Origin of the sequence: Xenorhabdus littoralis, assembly GCF_033949345.1 — a bacterium.
Lineage (GTDB): Bacteria > Pseudomonadota > Gammaproteobacteria > Enterobacterales > Enterobacteriaceae > Xenorhabdus > Xenorhabdus littoralis.
Map to the genome: position 1 here is coordinate 41,506 of NZ_VCDP01000038.1, position 20,593 is coordinate 62,098.

The following is a 20,593-nucleotide window of genomic DNA, read 5'->3' on the forward strand; positions in this document are numbered from 1 at the left end:
TGAGCGAGAAACGTTGATGTCGAATACATATGACTCCTCAAGTATCAAGGTATTAAAAGGGCTGGATGCCGTCCGTAAGCGTCCAGGCATGTATATCGGTGATACCGATGATGGTACTGGTCTACACCACATGGTCTTCGAGGTTGTTGACAACGCTATCGACGAAGCCCTCGCGGGTCATTGTGACAAGATAGTTGTCACCATCCATGCAGATAATTCAGTTTCTGTACAGGATGATGGCCGCGGTATTCCTACCGGCATACACGAAGAAGAAGGTGTTTCAGCGGCGGAAGTTATCATGACCGTGCTGCATGCAGGGGGTAAATTCGATGACAACTCCTATAAAGTTTCCGGCGGTTTGCATGGCGTAGGGGTTTCTGTTGTTAACGCCTTATCGGAAAAACTGGAACTGACTATCCGTCGTGACGGTAAAGTCCACGAACAGACTTATCATCATGGGGTTCCACAGTCTCCGCTGAACATTGTCGGTGATACCGAGCAGACAGGAACCACTGTCCGTTTCTGGCCAAGCATGGATACGTTCAAGATTAACACTGAATTCGAATACGATATTCTGGCTAAGCGTCTGCGTGAATTGTCATTCCTGAATTCCGGTGTTTCCATTCGATTAGTTGATAAACGCACTAATGCCGAAGATCACTTCCACTATGAAGGCGGTATCAAAGCGTTTGTTGAATTCCTGAGCCGCAATAAAAACCCACTTCACCCAAATGTTTTCTATTTCTCCACAGAAAAAGACGGCATTGGTGTTGAAGTTTCCATGCAATGGAATGATGGTTTTCAGGAAAACATTTACTGCTTTACCAACAATATTCCGCAACGCGATGGTGGAACTCACTTAGTTGGTTTCCGTACCGCGATGACCCGTACCCTCAATAGCTATATGGAAAAAGAGGGTTACAACAAAAAATCTAAAGTCAGTGCCACAGGTGATGATGCCCGTGAAGGCTTGATTGCGGTTATTTCCGTTAAAGTGCCTGATCCTAAATTCTCTTCCCAGACTAAAGACAAATTGGTTTCTTCCGAAGTGAAGACCGCAGTTGAAACGCTGATGAATGAGAAGCTGGTGGAATACCTGCTGGAACACCCGAACGACGCCAAAACCGTTGTCGGCAAAATCATTGATGCAGCTCGCGCCCGTGAAGCAGCACGTAAAGCCCGTGAAATGACCCGCCGCAAAGGTGCACTGGATCTGGCTGGTTTACCGGGTAAACTGGCTGACTGTCAGGAGCGTGATCCTGCTCTGTCTGAACTCTACTTGGTGGAGGGTGATTCAGCGGGTGGTTCGGCAAAACAAGGGCGTAACCGTAAAAATCAGGCGATCCTGCCACTGAAAGGTAAGATCCTGAACGTCGAGAAAGCGCGTTTTGACAAAATGCTGTCTTCACAAGAAGTAGCGACGTTGATCACTGCGCTGGGCTGTGGTATTGGCCGTGATGAGTACAACCCGGACAAATTGCGTTATCACAGCATTATCATCATGACCGATGCCGATGTTGATGGTTCCCACATCCGTACCCTGCTATTGACATTCTTCTACCGCCAGATGCCGGAAATCATCGAGCGTGGTTATGTTTATATCGCTCAGCCACCGCTGTATAAGGTGAAGAAAGGCAAACAAGAACAGTACATCAAAGATGACGATGCAATGGAAGCATACCAGATGTCCATCGCATTGGATGGCGCATCTCTGTATACCAACCCACACGCACCGGCATTGAAAGGTGAAGCGCTGGAAAATCTGGTAACAGAATTCAACTCCACCCAGAAAATCATCCGTCGCATGGAACGCATGTATCCGCTGGCTCTGCTGAGCAACCTGATTTATCATCCGAAACTGACCGAAGATGTATTGAACGATCAGGCGAAAGTGGAAGAATGGGTAAGCGCGCTGGCTATTCGCCTGAATGACAAAGAACAGCATGGCAGCACTTACAGCTATCACATCCATGAAAATCGTGAACGCCAAGTTTTCGAGCCAGTTCTGTGCATTCGTACACATGGTGTTGATACCAACTACAATCTGGATTTCGATTTCATTCACGGTGGCGAATACCGCCGCATCACCAGACTGGGTGAATCGATCGGGAACCTGATTGAAGAAGGCGCATATATTGAACGTGGCGAGCGCCGTCAGGCAATAAGCGGCTTTGAGCAGGCTCTGGAGTGGCTGACCAAAGAGTCACGCCGTGGTCTTTCCATCCAACGTTATAAAGGTCTGGGGGAAATGAACCCAGAGCAGTTGTGGGAAACAACCATGAACCCAGAAACGCGTCGTATGATGCGTGTAACCGTGAAAGATGCAATTGCAACTGACCTGCTGTTCACCACCCTGATGGGTGATGCGGTTGAACCTCGTCGTGCATTTATTGAAGAAAATGCCCTGAAAGCAGCAAATATCGATATCTAATATTTTTGCTTATCTCCACATCCCAGATAGCACCATGTTATCTGGGATGTGCTCATCAGAGCCTGATGAGTTTCTCCCTACCAAACAGCCCCTGCTGTTGTCCTTCACAAGTTCTGCTGGACAAAAAAGATATTCTATTTATTCTATAGAAAAACCATTCCTACGATAAATAACTTCCGCCAATATATAAAAATAAGTAATCATAACTCAGATTACTTTAAATTTATAAAAACCAATTCTTTTATAATCTGAAGAGGTTTATCATGCTAAAAAGAACAAATTCTTTTGATGGGTATATTAATAAAACATCAACAGATAGTATTTCAAGATCAAAATCCTTCAATACTCTTCCACCTGATAATCTATTGAATATAAATATAAACATTAATAACCCCAGATTAATTAATGGATATATCCCTGTGGTCAGAGAAACCAATAAACAAGAAACAATAAATAAACTTGGTCTCTATCGCCTAATTATGGCGGTTATCTGTTTACAGGAATCCGCCAAAATTAATGATGATACAAATTATTCAATGCAGAATGACAAAATTCTAACCGCCAATTTATCGATTCAATTGGCGGTCTATTTTCACGAACCCAATAATGATTAAATTCTTACTACAGCAAAATACGCAACATACGGCGCAAAGGCTCTGCCGCTCCCCACAGAAGCTGATCACCAACAGTAAATGCAGATAGATATTCCGGCCCCATATTCAGCTTACGCAGACGCCCGACCGGGGTATTCAATGTGCCGGTAACCGCAGCGGGCGTTAACTCTCGCATCGTCAACTCACGATCATTCGGAATGACGCGTACCCAATCATTATGGGAAGACAACAGCGTTTCAATTTCATGGATCGGAATATCTTTTTTCAATTTCAGGGTAAATGCCTGACTATGGCAGCGCAATGCTCCGATACGGACACACAGGCCATCAATCGGAATGATATTATTGCCCGTACTCAGGATCTTGTTAGTTTCCGCCTGACCTTTCCACTCTTCACGACTCTGCCCATTTTCCAGCTGCTTATCAATCCACGGAATAAGACTTCCCGCCAAAGGAACGCCAAATTGCTCCACCGGCAATGTACCGCTGCGGGTAAAATCTGTTACACGTTTTTCAATATCCAGAATCGCGGAGGCAGGATCTTGTAACTCCTCTGCTACCTGATTATGCAGCATCCCCATTTGCACCAGCAGTTCACGCATATGGCGAGCGCCGCCACCGGAAGCCGCCTGATAGCTTGATACCGATGCCCACTCGACTAAATCATTGGTAAACAACCCACCCAATGACATAAGCATTAAACTCACTGTACAGTTACCACCCACAAACGTTTTAATGCCTTTATTCAGGCTGTTTTGAATATGTTGATGGTTAACCGGATCGAGGATAATAACAGCATCATCACTCATACGCAGAGAAGAAGCGGCATCAATCCAATACCCCTGCCAACCCGTATCTCTCAGTTTAGGATAAACTTCATTAGTATAATCCCCCCCCTGACAGCTAATGATAATATCCAGCGTATTCAATGCATCGATATCAAAAGCATTCTGTAAAATACCGGATTTTCCGGCGCTATTTATTGCAAACTGCGGTGCAGATAGCCCGTGTTGGGAAGTTGTAAAGAAAACCGGATTTATTTCGTCAAAATCCCGCTCTTCCATCATCCGCTGCATCAATACTGAGCCGACCATACCACGCCAGCCGATAAAACCTACGTTTTTCATCATGTTTACCCTGCTTTGAAAGATGTTCGTCAGACACCACTGACAGCATTAAAACTGACAAAATATAGCAAAAGGTGCAAGTAGATTTATGAACTATAGCACCAGCATTTCTGCATGGATGCGTTTGCCATTTTTAAACCATATTGAGGTATGTCCTACCATATCAAAATTAGAATTATCTATCGCTCTTCCCGGCTCTTTAGCTCTCAAAAAAGGTAGAGGAGTAATAGGTTCCGTTGTTTCGACTGTTGAATAAACTTCTTTTGCTGTCATAAAGATAGCTCTGGCTTCCCGCCTCGTAGAAAGTTTTCCAAAATGAAGCTGATAAATACTGTTTGTTCTAAACACTTCCTCATTACGTCGAGTATCTTCATGATATCTGTAACTCAACGTATGTTCATCAAAATGATTATGACGTACCTTAATAGCTCCAAGATAACCAATAACAATACTATTTGGGCACAATTTAGAAAATTCTGATGCAAAAGATTCCTCAACGTTGTAAGGAGTATCAGATCTATCTTTCTTGCTCTCTGCAGAATGACAGATAATCATCCGAATATATCGAAATTTATTTATGTCTATTTCTTTTAACAACTGGTTATATAATTCATTTGGTGTCATTTTTTTTATGTTTTGATATTCACCCGGAACCAACAAATATCCAATGGCGTTTTTTTCATCATAATCTCCATGAGCACACACCGATAAACGGAGATGACCACGATAAGTGTCTTCGAATGTATAAATCCCATGAAAAACTTTAATATTTCTCATAATAACCCTCCCTCAAATGTCATTATTTTCATACTGATGTATGAATGTAATGGCAGCTTAATGAACTATTTACACGATTAATCACTTATTTATTATTAGAATGAAATATCAAAAACAAACAAGCGAAAAAAACGAATCAATGAAGGATTGGATTACAAGTTTATTAGATAAATATCAATGAAATAGATATAGATGAGGGAAAAAACCTACAGCAGAACTGTAGGTTTCCGATCAGCGTTTCTTTTTCTTGCCCTGAACGGCCTTAAAACGCGGATTAGATTTACAGATGACATACAACCGACCACGACGTCGAACAACCTTGCAATCAGAATGACGTTGTTTTGCGGTTTTCAGTGAACTCAATACCTGCATGAACAATCCTCTTTATTATATATTACCCAATACATTGCCCAAAAACCGACCAAATATTTTTTGAAAACGTGCCGTGCTGCCTTCTTTCGACACACTTATTTGTTTAACAGTATAAAAAGGGGGCGATTCTGTTGGACAGTTAGATCATTAGGATGAATACCCTGTTTCTTCAAACCCCAACATAAATGTTATAATATAACATCACAATAACTCAACTTTCTTCTGCTGACAACTATCTTTTGATAATTTTGATACCGCTTACCTTGACTACTTATTGCTCAGCACAGCAAAAAATCGCCCGATCAACTTCTGTCCTCATCATTTTCCAAGCTAAATAAAGTTAATATCAATGGTTAATATTAATTAAATTATAATTAACAAAATAAATCAATTATTCAGTATTTGATAAATCCCCTCCTATTTTTACTGAAATTTTATATTAGATTTTTCTACTTTTAATTCTCCCTTTATAAGAAAATTAATTTATATTTACCGCTCATTTTAGCATTCACCATTTTATTCCGGCATAAATGTGAAAAACAAGTCTGTTTATCATCCAATTTATATGAATAACAACAAGAAATCAGGGTTACATCATTCTTGCGATATGATTCAAAAAAGCCCTTTTTTCCTTGTTTAATTTATTTTAAAAAATGGTTTAATTAAGTATTATTTAATAAATATCACTACATTGAGACAGCATTCTGATGGATCTTTTTTTACAAAACTGCTTGGCTTTTCCGGTTGTTATTTTCAGCGGGCTGTTATTGATTGTTTTGTTTTATTGGATATGCGCGGCTTTTGGCTTATTCGATATTGATATATTAAATATAGATGCAGATAGTTTAGATGCTTCCTCCCTAGCGGGTTGGTTAACAAAACTCGGTTTAATCGGTATTCCGGTCACCATCATTATTACGTTATTTACGCTTATTAGCTGGCCACTCAGCTATTTCAGCATGCATTTAATGCTCCGTTTCATTGAAACCGATGTGCTTCGCTATTTGCTTGGAACTGTCACTTTCTTTGCAGTGACATTCATTGCGTTATTGCTGACAGCAATGTTATTGCGCCCATTGATACCCATACTGTCTAAACTCAATCGCTCCAACAGTGTTGATAACCTGATTGGCAAAGCCGCCGAAGTTCGTTCTCCGATGGTGACTGAGCAGCGCGGAGAAGCCCTGATGGAAAATCACGGAGCCAGTCTGATCTTACAGGTACGGGCACCAGAAAGTGATGGCATCACTCGCGGCGATCGTGTCGTGATAATCAGCTATGACGCAGCAACCCATAGTTACACCGTAGTCAGTGAAAACGAATTTAAGTTGTAAAGAATTTAAGTTGTAAGGGATTAGTTAGCCCCAAACAAATTCGCCCCAAAATAAAATGGAGAAATACATGTCAGATATTTCCATGGCAGATTTCATGCCTTTCTTGATGATTGTTGCGACGATAATCATCGTCATTCTGGGTTTCTTCGGGCTTTTCAAAGCATTTTATATCAAAGTCCCACAAGGAACAGCACTGATCGTCAACGATATGTCATCACAGCCAAAAGTGCATTTTACCGGTGCACTGGTCTATCCGGTGATTTACAAAAAAGAGTTTATGCGCATTTCTCTGTTGACGCTGGAAGTTGATCGCCGTGGTAAAGATGGCCTGATCTGTAAAGACAACCTGCGTGCAGACATTACTGTTGCATTCTATCTGCGTGTTAATGAAACCACGGAAGATGTATTAAAGGTGGCAAAATCCATCGGTGTAGAACGAGCCTCCGATCATAACGCCGTTCATGCCCTGTTCAGCGCCAAATTTTCAGAAGCGCTGAAAACCGTAGGTAAACAATTTGAACTGTCAAAATTGTTCGAAGATCGCCAGAATTTCCGTGATCGCATTGTTGATGTCATTGGTAAAGATCTGAACGGTTATGCACTGGAAGACGTCGCTATCGACTATCTGGAGCAGACATCGAAAAACTCCCTTGATCCGAACAATATTTTCGATGCGGAAGGTATCCGCAAAATCACCGAAATCACTGCTATCCACAATATTGAAACCAACCAAAAAGAGCGTGATCAAGAACTGGCTATCCAGAAGAAAAACGTGGAAACCCGCGAAGCCAGTCTGTCATTGGAACGCCAGCAAGCAGATGCAGAAGCCCGTCAGAAGCGTGAAATTGAAAGTATCCGTGCCCGTGAATCGGCTGAAACGATGCGTGTTCAGGAAGAAGAACGTCTGAAAGCAGAACAGGCTCGCATCCATACTCAACAAGAAATTGAAATTCGCGAAGAAAACCGCCTGCGTGAAGTGGAAGTGGCACAACAGAACCGTTCCCGTGCTGTGGCCATTGAAATGGAAAAGGTTATTCGGGCACAGGAACTGGAAATTGTTTCCCGTGAGCGTGAGGTCGAACTCCAGCGCATCGATAAAGAAAAAGCACTGGAAGAAGAGCGTAAAAATATTTCTAACGTGATCCGTGAACGTGTCGCCGTAGAGAAAACCGTCGCACAGGAAGAAGAACGGATCAAAGAAGTACGCATGATTTCTGATGCTGATCGTCAGAAACAGATCACCATTATTCAGGCTCAGGCCAAAGCAGAGCAGGAGCTGGTGCGTCAGGTAAAACAAGCTGAGGCAGATGAAAACAGCGCCAAGTTCAAAGCGATGGAAATCAGTACGATGGCGCAGGCTGAACTGGAAGCGGCCGCCAAACAGTCCGAAGCGAAAAAACGCATGGCCGAAGGTACTGAAGCAGAAGAAGCGGCATTAGGTCTGGCAGAAGCCCGTATTCGCCAAGCCAAAGCAGAAGCAGAAGAGAAAGAAGGTCTGGTACAGGCGAATGTGATTGCGGAAAAAATGCTGGCGGAAGCCCGAGGGACACAAGAAAAAGGTCTGGCGGAAGCGCGTGTTCTGGAAGCACAGGCCAATGCAGCCGAGAAACAAGGTCTTGCCGAAGCGAAAGTATTGGAAGAGAAATTGTCTGCACAGGCTCGTGGTGATGAACAACAAGCCTATGCCAAAGAAAAACTGGGTCTGGTGGATGCCAAAGTACTGGAAGAAAAACTGGTGGCACAAGCTCGTGGTGAAGGCCAGCTTGGTTCAGCGCAAGCGGAAGTTATCCGCCAGCGGCTGAAAGCAGAGGCGGATGGCCTGACCGACAAATTCACCGCGATGGGCAATCTCAACGATACCGCTCGTGATCACGAAGAATTCCGTATGCAGCTTGAGAAGAACTTCGAACAAGCGATGGCTTCCATTGCCGCCAACAAAGATATTGCCAAAGAGCAGGCAGAAGTACTGGCTGCGGCACTCAGCAAAACCAACATTGATATCGTCGGTGGGGACGGCAGCTTCTTCAATACTTTCTCCAAAGCGCTCAGCGTGGGCAAAGCCATTAATGGCGTAGTAGACAAAAGCCCGCTGGTAAAAGAGGCCGTACAGAAATTGCTGGCAGGTAAAGGTGAAAAAGGAGAGAAAGAAGTCGGTGAGCCGAAACTGAATCTCGATTCACTCCTGCAAAACCCAGAAGTGCAGTCTCTGGTCAATATGTTCGGTTCAAATAAAAAGAATCAGAACAAAGATAGCACTAAAGAGTAATAAACAACGTTCATCCGTCACAGAACTATTTACAGGGTCATCTGTGGCGGATTTTTCCCTGCACTAAATCATACGGGATGTACTCAATCAGATGTACTCAATCAGATGTTCTGAATCATACGGAATGATTATCCGGAATGTCTGTACAGTGCGCCAAAACCAGAATTAACGTCATTAAAATCAATCTTGAGCAAGGAAACGTGATACGCCATGTCAGATAGCCAAGTGAATAATCGTGAACAGGAATTACTGGATAATGCTGTAGCAGAAGGCGGAGCCTACGACATCTTACGCAATCGCCTGTCTGAGCAAGGCCAGCAACTGCATGAAAAAGTCAGCCTGCTGAATACCCGCCGTCTGGAAGAATTCGGCAAAAACCAGACTGACATTATCGGGCGTATCCGCATCCGTACAGAAAACAACTGCGTTGCCCGCGATATTGTTCGGGTCGGCAACTGGCTGCTCTTTGGCTACAACGTATTCCTCGGCTTAAAAAAAGAGACACGGGTTGAAGATGTTTTTTCCCTGTACAAACTCAAGAAAGAAAATGACGAGTATGATGTAGAGTCCGTTCCGTTGACAGGCACATTTCTCAACATCGCCAGCTTCGTGCAAGATTTTCACGAGCTTTACACTTACTATAAAAATACCCAATTGTTGGGACTTGTTGAGCGTGATGGCAAACTTCTCGCCAGCTTCCAGATTGGTGAAAGAATTACTGATATTCGCGTGTTTCGCTGGGCCATTTCCAGCGATAAAACAGAAATAACCTATATTGATAATCGCGGTGAACGCGACATAGCCCTTCCTCCCGCTTACGACTTTGAATGGCAGAAAACCTCGCGGGAAAACACCGTGAATGGTCGCTATCCACATATGAACATTCTGGATACTGTGTTTGTGGAAACCATTGGCGGCGATCTGACCATTAAATGTGAAAACAATACCGAAGATGGTTTAGGGATCTATCGGGAAGCGGTACTGGATAAAACCCAGTCATTGGATGATGCACAGATTGAATACGCCCAGACCGGCAGCCTGATCCTGCTGAAAATCCTGCCTTACCGCGAAGCATCATGGCGTTATCTGGTCTACAACACTTTAACCCAGAGCGTACAACGCATTGATGCCATCGGTTTGGCCTGTATCCAGTTACCGGAAGACCACGGCATTATTTTTCCGGGTGGTTATTATCTGCAAAGCGGAGAATATAAAACTTTCGATCAGTCAATGGATGGTATGCGTTTCCGCCGTGTTCGCCGTTCTCCAAACGGCGAAGATGTCATGTACATCTTTTACGAACCCAAACTGGGTCGTCTGGCTCTGTTCAATTACAACCTGATCGAACGCAAACTCCAAAATCCACTATTTGGTCACGGCTACGCCATGCTGGAAGATGGTCAAATGGTACTGTTCGAGGGGCAATCAGAAGAGCCAACCCGCATTCATCCGATGCAAATCTGGCAAACCCCGTTCTATTCTGACGAATATGCCGCCCGCCAACCGGCAAAAAACAGCTTTTTGGGACGCATCGGCAATGCTGAGTTGGTTCGTGGTATTTCTGATCTCTACCATATCGCCAAAGAAATTGAGCAACAGCAGATTTCTTCCCTGCTCTACGAAAAACTCTGTCAGGATGCCCGCCGTCTAATCGATATCTATTATTGGCTAAATGACGAACAGAGCCTGAATATCTCTATATTGCTGAAAGAGATTGCTAATACTGGCGAGAAAGTTCTGGATGAATACGAAAAAGTAGAAAGCATCCGTCGCCAGTCTATCCGGGCCATGAATGAAGCGACATCGCATCAGAAAGAGTTACTGTCCGCGATGCTGCCGGAAAGCTGGACAGAGACTCAGCAATTTATTGAAGCCTTAAACAGTTTGAGCATCCAGCGTGGTCATTTAATCACTCTCCGCGATCACCGTTATATCGACCTGTCCCGCCTTGATGAAATGGAAACGCAACTGACTGATAATCAGCAGCGCATTTCACTGGCGACGGCGGAATTTCTTGCCAGCGAAAAAGCATTACAGCCATTTCTCCTGCAATTACAGGCGTTGGAAAAGCAGGTTCAGGCCGCAACCAACAGAGCACAGCTCAACGAACCGCTGGCGGGTATGGAGAAAATGTCCACCGATTTGGATATGCTGTCGAATCTGATGGCTTCTCTGAAATTCGAAGACACTACCCAGCAAACCCATATCATCGAGTCGATTTCTGAAATTTATGCCCTGCTGAACCAAGCTCGCGCCAGACTGCAACAACGCCGTAAAGAACAGGGCGCCGTTGAATCCGTCGCGCAGTTCGGGGCACAATTTAAATTATTCAGTCAAGGGATCACCAATGCTCTGACACTATCCACCGATCCAGAACGTTGTGATGAACAACTCTCCCGCCTGTTGGTACAACTGGAAGAACTGGAAACCCAATTCAGTGATCACGATGAGTTCTTGAATGACATTCTGGACAAACGTGAAGAGTTGCTGGAAACCTTTGAAACCCACAAACAGTCACTACTGGATGAGCGACAGCGCAAGGCCCAGAATTTACAGGTTGCGGCAGAGCGCTTGCTGGATAGCATCATCCGCCGGACAGCGAAATTTTCTTCCCTCGATGAACTGAATGCCTTTTTTGCTTCCGATACCCTTTCGCTGAAAACCCGGGAAATCATCGGGCGCTTGCGGGAACTGAAAGACAGCGTAAAAGCAGATGACATTGATGCCAAATTCAAGGCGACAAGAGATCAGGCTATTCGCAGCCTGCGGGATAAAACAGAAATTTATGAAGATGGCGGCAACGTTATCAAATTTGGCCCGCGCCACCGTTTCAGCGTCAATACCCAAGAGCTGGATCTCACTATCCTGCCACGGGGTGATCGCCTCTATCTGCACCTGACCGGAACGGATTATCAGGAACCGATTGATAGCCCAGAACTTGAATCGCTGAAACCCTATTGGCCGATTGCCCTTGAATCGGAGTCACCGCAAGTTTACCGTGCGGAATACCTTGCTTATTCCCTGATTTACGCCGCCAGCAAAGGGCATGACGGCATGACTCTGAGCGAGCTTAAATCGCTGTTAAGCAAACCGGACATGCTGGAAAAAACCGTACGTGATTTTGCTGCTCCCCGCTATAAAGAAGGCTATGAAAAAGGAATTCATGACTATGATGCCGCAGCGATCCTGCGCAAACTCATCCCTGTGGGAGAAAGCGCTGACCTTTTGCGATTTAATCCTCATGCCAGAGGGATTGCGGTACTTTTCTGGGAACAGATTCAACGCGAAGAGCAGCCAGCACTGTGGCCTGAACGTGCCCGAACCTGCACAAATATTTATCAGCTTTTCCGCAATGATGCCGGTTTACTGGATCTACAGGCCGAAATCGAAGCGGAGCTGAGCCTGTTCCTTGAGTGCCATCCACTCAAGTGTGAACCTTACCAACAGACACAAGCGGCGGAATACCTGAGTCTGGCATTAAGTCGGACAACCGTGGAATTCAGTTTCAGCAAATATGCCCGTACGTTATTGGAAGGGTTGCAATCTGAACTGGAAAAAGCGCATATGTGGGGGGATTTCAACCACTCACAACAGAACCTCGGCCAACGTTTCGCGCAACGCTGGATGCTGGTGGAAAACTGGCTGAATGGTCTCTGTACTCTGCCAGAATTCGCTCCACTGAAAGGTTATATTTCAGAAGCCGTGGCACTGGTTTTATTGGATAAGGCACTGAATGCACGTTTCAGTGAAGTGGATCTGCGCTTTACTATCACAGATTTAATCGGCGAACACCCTTGCATCGTCAACCAAACACTGACCCTGAGTCTTGATGACTATTTCTGCCGGATGCGCAAACAACGGAAAGTATTTATTCCCGCCTATCATCATTATCAGGAATTGCGCCAAAGCGTCTTGAGTCAGCAGCGCCAGTCCTTACGACTGCATGAATTTAAAGCCCGGCCACTCAGCTCATTTGTACGTAATAAACTGATCAACGATGTTTATCTGCCGCTGATTGGCGACAACCTTGCGAAGCAGATCGGTGCTCTCGGAGAAGGCAAACGGACAGATCTGATGGGGATGTTATTGATGATTTCCCCGCCCGGTTACGGCAAAACAACATTGATGGAATATATCGCCAATCGTCTGGGATTGATCTTTATGAAGATCAACGCCCCTGCATTAGGGCACGATGTCTTGTCACTCGATCCGATTCAGGCCCCAAATGCCACTGCCCGCCAGGAGCTGGAAAAACTCAATCTGGCACTGGAAATGGGCAACAACGTGATGCTGTATATCGATGATATCCAGCACACCAACCCAGAATTCTTACAGAAGTTTATTTCCCTGTGTGACGGCACACGGCGCATTGAAGGAGTCTGGAAAGGTCAGACGAAAACCTATGATATGCGCGGTAAAAAGTTCTGCGTTGTCATGTCGGGTAACCCTTATACCGAATCTGGCGAACTGTTCAAGATCCCGGATATGCTGGCAAACCGAGCCGATATCTATAACCTCGGCGAAGTATTGGGCGGTATGGAAGAGGCATTCACACTGAGCTATATCGAAAACAGCCTGACATCGAATCCGGTACTGGCACCGCTGGCACTGCGCGATATGAACGATCTCTATCTGTTTATCGATAAAGCAATGGGCAAACCCTTCTCCAGCAACGGCCTGAGTTATCCCTACAGTGAAGCCGAGATCACCGAAATCGTCGCGATACTTGAGCGTTTGCTGATGATGCGGGATATCGTGTTCAAGGTGAACCAGCAATACATCATCAGCGCCGCACAATCTGATAAATACCGGACAGACCCCCCCTTCAAATTGCAGGGCAGCTACCGCAATATGAACAAACTCAGTGAAAAAGTTTCTGCGGTCATGAATGCCGAAGAAGTACGGCGCATTATTGATGATCATTATTTGGGTGAAGCTCAATTACTGACAAGCGGCGCGGAAGAGAATCTTCTCAAACTGGCAGAAATTCGCGGCACGATTACGCCAGAAGAGGCACAACGCTGGCAGCAAATCAAACGCGACTTTATGCGCAATAAAGCACTGGGCGGCGATAATGCCGATGTGGGGGATCGCGTTGTCGCCCAACTAGCTGATTTAGTTGAAAGTGTTCAGGCATTAGGAAGTTATTCGAAATAATGAAGAACCCCGCCGAAAACGGCGGGGAATTCGACTCTAAGAGATTAAAGGAAATTCATGCTAACCATCCCTTTTGAACTCTTTGGCGCTTTTTCTTTACCATATCTAATTATCAGCAGTTAGCAAATTATCTGGAGAACCCTTTCCCTAATCGTGATCCTGAAATAATCGGTAAGAAAAAAGGTAAGAAAAAAGGTAAGAAGCAGAAAAAGTAATCTGTCATAAAAACATGACCGATTATGGCCGGATCAGCTGTTACAATTAGAAAAAACCTTGATACATCATTTCCAGTTTCAGTCAGGAGAGAGTAATGACTGTATGGCTCAAACAACGCCTTTATATTCTGGCAAATCTGACATTAATGTTGATTACCATCCAATTAATTAATAGTTTTACCGGCTATGCATTAAATAAGTTCGGCATAATCCCTCTGCATGCCCAAGGGCTGATTGGCATTCCGCTATCTCCTTTCCTGCATGGCAGTTGGATGCATTTGTTTAACAATCTCCCCGTTTTATTAGTACTCAGCGCATTACTGATGACTCACTCCATCCGTTACTATGTGCTCGCCAGCCTGTTTATCATCTTTGTGGAAGGAGTTCTGGTCTGGTTATTTGGTCGCTCCTACATTCATATCGGTGCCAGTGGATGGATTTGTGGTCTGTGGGGATTATTGCTGGCTAATGCTTATTTTCTGAGAAGAGCCAAAGATTTCTTTTTTGCCGTTCTGGTGCTGATTTACTACGGCTGGATCGTTTTCGGGCTATTTCCCTTACAAAGTGAAATTTCAACCGAAGGGCATATTTTTGGTGCTATTGCAGGGTTGGTTTTCTCTTGGCTTACAAAAAAGTGGAGCACCACAAACCGTCAGCTTTAGATAATTGGGAATATTATATTATTCCCATTTCACAGCCTTATGAATAAAATAGAATTATTCTCTCTTACCCCAAAAAATTAATTTTATTCTGTTTCAGTCAGGGAAAGCACCTGTGTTTTTGAAATAAATATTTATATGAGAAATTTTAAAATAATAATAAATTCCTTTCAGATGAAGAATTCATCAATATGATCCATAAATATCTTCAGGCAGCTCAGGCACGCCATGCACTAAATCAGCATCAATCTGACTAATCAAAATAAACAGCCCGTTTTAATGACGGGCTAATTCTCCTGATATTGCAGCTGACTCATTACTTCATCGCTTGCTAAATATATTGAATTTTCAAATTAATCAGCTCCATATCAAAAATCACTTCCACCGTAATGCCGTATCATCCACGGGTTGCCCCAATACTTCTTTATCCTTTTTATAATCATGTGAAACATGCCAATTGGGGCTGCGTCCCTGACGAGGAAGACCCTCATCACCACGTTTTACATAACCCGATTGTAGCTCGCCAAAAATGTTTTCGTGTTTCAGCATTTCATCTGGTTGAGCATTGGGAGTGACAGACTTAGCGCCCCGACGATCCATTTCTTTCAATAAACGGCAGATATAATCAGCGGAGAGATCAACTTTCAATGTCCATGAACTGTTGATATAGCCAAATAAATAGGCAAAATTCGGAATATCCTGTATCAAAGTTCCTTTGTAAAGCATGCGCTCATTGCCCTGTAATTTTTTCTCATCAATAGAAATTTCAATGCCACCAAGAGGTAATAAATTCAGGCCGGTTGAGGAGACGATAATATCTGCCGGTAATTCCTGACCAGATTGCAACAAAATGCCATTTTCAGTAAAACGCTCTATTTGATCGGTCACGATAGAGGCTTTACCTTCCTTCAATGCCTTTAATAAATTACCATTCGGGATCACACATAATCTCTCATCCCAAGGCATGTATTTGGGCATCAGGTGATTCATATTAAACTTGTCACCTACCCTTCTGCGGGCGGATGATAATAAAAATGATTTAAGTAAAGTGGGTACGTGCCGACTACTTTTATAAAGTAAACGATGAATAAAAAGATTACGATTTCTGCTGAGTGTATAAACCCAACGTTTTGGCAGAAATTTATTCAGGAATGCAGAAATATAATCGTTTGCGGGAGCAGATAAGTAATAACTGGGAGAGCGCTGTAGCATAGTGATATGTTTGGTATCATTTGCCATGGTCGGAACTAAAGTCGCTGCGGTCGCCCCACTGCCAATCACAACAACCCGCTTCCCTTTATAGTCCAATTTTTCAGGCCAGTGTTGAGGATGAATGACAGGCCCTTTGAAATCCTCAACACCGGGATAATCGGGCATATACGCTTCATCATAATTGTAATAACCCGTCGCTGCGACGAGATAATTACAGGTAAAAGTTCGTGACTCCCCACTCGCTTCCTCAACAGCAGTAATGCTCCATTGGCTAGTTGTACCAGACCAATCTGCATTAATTATTTTTAATCCAAATTCTATTTTCTTATCAATCCCGTACTCTTTTGCCGTTTCATTGACATAACTTTTAATTGAAGGCCCGTCAGCAAAAACACTGGTTTCAGACCAAGGCCGGAATTTATAGCCAAAAGTCATCATATCCGAATCAGAACGAATGCCCGGATAACGAAATAAATCCCACGTACCACCGATAGCCTGACGACGTTCTATGATAATAAACTTTTTACCGGGACATTCTCTTGTTAAATGACATGCCATACCAATGCCAGCAACGCCCGCTCCCATGATCAAAACATCATAGTGGTTATTCATGTTACCTCTCCTGCAAAAAGACTTTTTTAATCAGATAAGTATTTTGTTCAATCTGTCATGTTATTTTTTATTTTCAGAGGTAACCATTTGCTTTTATGTGGGGGGAGTATCACTATGTTAACTAGCCGAAAAATTGAAACGTTAATTACTTAGATTTATTATAATAATCAGCCGATTACTACACGGAAAGCACATCTTGAATAATTACAAACTACTTCCAGTGACTATGTTGCCCAAGCTACTTTACCATCTATATTTTGCCTCATTGAGACAGAAGCGCCTAATGCAAGCATTGAATATACATTGTGGCATAAGGACAACCTGAATAAATATTCTGATCAAGATGTTGATGTAGTCGCAACCATTGCCTATTTTACAGCCGATAATTTCTTGTTTTTGGCTTTTCTCCCTCAATTTACGACTAATAGTGAAAATATAACACCCATTCCATTTCAGCTATTCTATCTGGGGTTAATATTTGTAGTTATTTCTTTTTTAGTATTTACACTCATATCCTATTTATCTGGTTTTTTGAGCGTTGTTTTATCTGATACACCATCAATACAAACGGTTTTAAATAAAATAACAGGTTTAATATTTATAGCTTTAGCAATTAATTTAGCCGTTAGTCAGTTTTAAAAAGGTTTCAATATCGTGAATGCAATGAAACTTACTGCTGACATTCCGAAGCAATAAGCTACCAATGGCCAAGCCGTATCGCCATCAAGCACCAAAGTCATGAGCGTACCCACTCCGCCCACAATCAGACTTTGGATGCTGTAGTACAGCGCGACAGCAGTGCCCGAGGCATCGCTAAAATCCCGAAGCGCTCCATTTGCCGTGACCGAAACGACAAACACCATGCCAACCGCAATCAACCACATTGGCATCACGAAAGTTATAAACGATGGTTTCGAGAAGACAGCACAAGCCGCTAAAACAATAGCTCCCGTCATCATGACAAATAAGCCTCGCGCGAAGCTTCCCGGAATGCCCCAGCGTGACACGAAAAATTTAACGAAACGTGCCACAACGATCATGACGAGCGCAACCGTCGCAAACGCTATACTGAACTCCATTTGAGAAAAACCGGTATGACTGACAAGTACACGGGGGGCAGTAGAGAAAAATACGAAAAATGACCCCATCGCAGTACTGAATCCAAGGGTATAGATCCAGAAAGACTTATTAGACAAAATCAACGCAATGGCTAATCCATGTTTATTCTGCTTCGGTGGTCGTGTCTCATGCCATCGGGGTAGCGCACGACTGAATGCCAACAGCCCCAGCAAGCCAAGCATCACAAAGATCCCTCTCCAGCCAAAAACAAGCGCAATGACAGAGCCGAGAATAGGCCCGAGCGCAGGCACAAACGCCAGCATGGAACTGAATAGACCATAAATAATGCTACTTTCAGGTCTGTCACCATAGACATCCCGGACAGTCGCAAAAGTCGCCACCAGAGCTGCCGATGCACCCAATGCCTGCAAAATCCGCAAGACGACAAACAATGCACCACTACTTGTTATGGCAAGGGCAAAGGAAGCGATAGAAAAAAGCAAAGCCCCGCCTAATAGCACGGATCGTCGGCCGATACGATCCGACAGCGGGCCAAAAATCATCTGCCCCAATCCAAGTAAAAGTATGTAGACGCTCAGCGTCAGTTGGACGATAGCGGGTGAGGTATCAAGTGCAGCCGGCATATCCGGAATGACTGGTAGATATACATCCATTGCCAATGAAGCGAGGAGATCAAACGGAACCATCAGCACAAGCGCTGACGATAAAGAGTAGCCCCAAACGGGCGTAGTTTTATTAGACATGACAAAAAATCCGCTCAGAAAGTGAAATCTGGCGGCAATCTGCCTATTCATGATCAATAAGAGGAGATCACCGCAACAACGACTAAAAAAAGAGTTGTTGCGGCTTAGCGAACTGTTTGTAGGATGGGATCCATATTCGTATCCTTTTGATGTTATTTGATGGTTTATAGCCTATAAATTTCAAAATTTCGAGTAAGGTGAGGTTAAGGCTGGTTTTTCCATAAAACTTTATGGCTACCAATAATTCCTAGATCTTTAAAACGTTAACCAATGCTTCCTTTCGAGGGTTTTAACAGCAACATCAATTTGCCTTGTTGTGAACTGCTGTTTGCGCTCATTCCAATTGTGAGTAGCCCGAACAATTTCCTCTGAGCCTCTTACTTGCTCATACTTATTCAGCCAATGCACTGTCGATAACAGTTCTAACCCAAACGGAGACTCAAAACCTTCCACAAGACATGATACACGTTCAAAACGCTCACGGGTTTCAGGGTGTTTTTCTAAGAATGCGTTTGCCTCATCAATTGCGCCTGGCACTAACTGAAGTACCTTATCTGGCGCATCACCACCATCGGAATAGCCAGAAATAAAGTGGCCTTCAATCACATTTAAAACATGACGCAAGTTCTGCGCATAAGGGCCATAATGTGCTTTTTGATAATTCAAACGCAATGGCTCTCCCGCCTCTTGCATAAAATAAAGCAGCTTATGCACCTCAAGCAGTGAAACGGAAGGATCGAGTAATCCCTTTAAATAACGCTGTATCAACTCAATCAGTACAGCACGGCCAGCCGTCATTTTAGGTACTTCTTTATGATGAGCCATTTTGTCATTCTCTGGCGCACCTTTTGGTTGGTAAATTAAAACACGCACTTCAAATAGTTCACTCATTGCTGTTTCAATTTTTTCACGAACGAGTTCCCAATCTAAACCACCTAAACCAGCCCCTAGCGGAGGGATAGCAATCGATTTAATGTCGTGTTTTTTAATACTTTCAACTAATGCTTCGAGTCCAGAATCAATATCTTCCATTCGGCTTGCACCACGCCAATGGCGCTTGGTGGGAAAGTTGATAATAAAACGAGGATTAGCTGACTGACCCGTTTCAAAAATAAACATTTTTCCGGGCTGTACTTCTTTTTTCTTGCAAGCAGCAGCATAAGCTTTGAAATTATCAGGCCAGGCATTTTTAAACTGTAATGCGATACCCCGCCCCATTACACCAACACAATTTACGGTATTAATAATTGCTTCTGCATCGGCACGTAAAATATCACCGCTCGTTAACTCGATCATTTTAGTAGCCTCCTTAGTAATACCATTCTGGTCTAATTGTAACAGGTGGACGATGATCCGCCGCTCTTAAAGTATCAGTTACCTGTTGATAAATCTGTTTCGATTGAACGCCTATAGCTTCAACAAGATGCCAAGGAAAGCTATGTTCCAATAAAAATTCTGCCTGCTTGCCTTCTTAACAGCCCTTCCATTGTCTAGTTTCAATTGCCTGCCAATCGAGTTCATGTAACTGTGCTAAATCACATCGGTCTTCAAAGAAATACGATCCGGCGTTGGATAGTGTAAATGCCCAACGCTGCTGTTCTTGCTTTGCCCAACTTACACATGTATGAAGATCAGCTTGAAGATGCACAATGGGTTCTTGTCCTTCTTGGTAAATCAATTCTGGATGGTTCTTTTGAGAAATTATATAGAGCATAATCGAGCGGGGACAAAAGTAGAACGGTACACACTGCCCGACATAGAGATCATGATGACTTGCCAGCGTCAATTCTTGCAATCGACGTTGCTTGATGCTGTTCATGCCAATAATCGTACCAGCGACATCTTGAGTCATGATTTGTGCATCACAGAGTAAGCTTCCCGTGGCGATAATCGATGCTAACCGATCCACATGAACAATATGATAAATCTTTGGTTGAGCAGGAACAGTCATTCACTATCCATCCTCTTATTCAAGTCTTCCGCGTTGCAGTGAGT

Annotated in this window: 13 protein-coding genes and 1 pseudogene; 7 read left to right on the forward strand and 7 right to left on the reverse strand. The window is 43.7% G+C overall.

Going from position 1 to position 20,593, the window contains the following annotated elements; genetic code table 11:
* Positions 1-16: 16 nt before the first annotated feature.
* Positions 17-2,431, forward strand: a complete 2,415-nt coding sequence (gene gyrB, locus FE394_RS11155) for a DNA topoisomerase (ATP-hydrolyzing) subunit B (RefSeq protein WP_319926465.1) — start codon at positions 17-19, stop codon at positions 2,429-2,431.
* A 263-nt stretch (positions 2,432-2,694) separates the two neighbouring features.
* Positions 2,695-3,045, forward strand: a complete 351-nt coding sequence (locus FE394_RS11160) for a hypothetical protein (RefSeq protein WP_319926466.1) — start codon at positions 2,695-2,697, stop codon at positions 3,043-3,045.
* A 7-nt stretch (positions 3,046-3,052) separates the two neighbouring features.
* Here FE394_RS11160 and asd read toward each other — a convergent pair whose 3' ends face one another.
* From asd to ykgO, 3 genes are all read right to left on the reverse strand, one after another.
* The gene (gene asd / locus FE394_RS11165; protein ID WP_319926503.1) at positions 3,053-4,171 is read right to left on the reverse strand and encodes an aspartate-semialdehyde dehydrogenase; all 1,119 of its coding nucleotides are present in this window, start codon (positions 4,169-4,171) and stop codon (positions 3,053-3,055) included.
* A 93-nt stretch (positions 4,172-4,264) separates the two neighbouring features.
* The gene (locus FE394_RS11170; RefSeq protein ID WP_319926467.1) at positions 4,265-4,948 is read right to left on the reverse strand and encodes a hypothetical protein; all 684 of its coding nucleotides are present in this window, start codon (positions 4,946-4,948) and stop codon (positions 4,265-4,267) included.
* Between the two features lie 231 nt (positions 4,949-5,179).
* A complete protein-coding gene (ykgO, locus tag FE394_RS11175) occupies positions 5,180-5,320 on the reverse strand; it encodes a type B 50S ribosomal protein L36 (protein WP_086109894.1) in 141 nt (46 codons plus the stop codon).
* 707 nt (positions 5,321-6,027) lie between these two features.
* On the opposite strand from ykgO, the gene FE394_RS11180 reads away from it, so the two are divergent.
* The 4 genes from FE394_RS11180 (at position 6,028) to FE394_RS11195 (ending at position 14,954) form a co-directional block, all read left to right on the forward strand.
* On the forward strand, positions 6,028-6,654 hold the full coding sequence (locus FE394_RS11180) for an NfeD family protein (protein WP_319926468.1): 627 nt from the start codon (positions 6,028-6,030) through the stop codon (positions 6,652-6,654).
* A 67-nt stretch (positions 6,655-6,721) separates the two neighbouring features.
* Positions 6,722-8,920, forward strand: a complete 2,199-nt coding sequence (locus FE394_RS11185; protein ID WP_419836331.1) for a hypothetical protein — start codon at positions 6,722-6,724, stop codon at positions 8,918-8,920.
* 210 nt (positions 8,921-9,130) lie between these two features.
* Positions 9,131-14,077, forward strand: a complete 4,947-nt coding sequence (locus FE394_RS11190; RefSeq protein WP_319926469.1) for a DNA repair ATPase — start codon at positions 9,131-9,133, stop codon at positions 14,075-14,077.
* A 310-nt stretch (positions 14,078-14,387) separates the two neighbouring features.
* On the forward strand, positions 14,388-14,954 hold the full coding sequence (locus tag FE394_RS11195) for a rhomboid family intramembrane serine protease (RefSeq protein WP_319926470.1): 567 nt from the start codon (positions 14,388-14,390) through the stop codon (positions 14,952-14,954).
* Positions 14,955-15,326: 372 nt separating this feature from the next.
* On the opposite strand, the gene FE394_RS11200 is transcribed toward FE394_RS11195, so the two are convergent.
* Positions 15,327-16,775 carry a flavin-containing monooxygenase gene (locus tag FE394_RS11200; RefSeq protein WP_319926471.1) on the reverse strand — a complete coding sequence of 483 codons (1,449 nt, stop codon included), beginning with the start codon at positions 16,773-16,775 and terminating at the stop codon, positions 15,327-15,329.
* A 303-nt stretch (positions 16,776-17,078) separates the two neighbouring features.
* Here FE394_RS11200 and FE394_RS11205 point away from each other — a divergent pair, with 303 nt between their 5' ends.
* A complete protein-coding gene (locus FE394_RS11205) occupies positions 17,079-17,414 on the forward strand; it encodes a LysE family translocator (protein ID WP_319926472.1) in 336 nt (111 codons plus the stop codon).
* Here FE394_RS11205 and cml read toward each other — a convergent pair.
* From cml to darT, 3 genes and pseudogenes are all read right to left on the reverse strand, one after another.
* Positions 17,411-18,598 carry a CmlA/FloR family chloramphenicol efflux MFS transporter gene (cml, locus tag FE394_RS11210; protein WP_319926473.1) on the reverse strand — a complete coding sequence of 396 codons (1,188 nt, stop codon included), beginning with the start codon at positions 18,596-18,598 and terminating at the stop codon, positions 17,411-17,413. The genes FE394_RS11205 and cml overlap by 4 nt on opposite strands.
* Before the next feature lie 255 nt (positions 18,599-18,853).
* Positions 18,854-19,894, reverse strand: coding sequence for a type II toxin-antitoxin system antitoxin DNA ADP-ribosyl glycohydrolase DarG (gene darG / locus FE394_RS11215; protein WP_319926474.1), 1,041 nt, complete (start codon positions 19,892-19,894; stop codon positions 18,854-18,856).
* 13 nt (positions 19,895-19,907) lie between these two features.
* A pseudogene (gene darT, locus FE394_RS11220) lies at positions 19,908-20,549 on the reverse strand (type II toxin-antitoxin system toxin DNA ADP-ribosyl transferase DarT).
* Positions 20,550-20,593 lie beyond the last annotated feature (44 nt).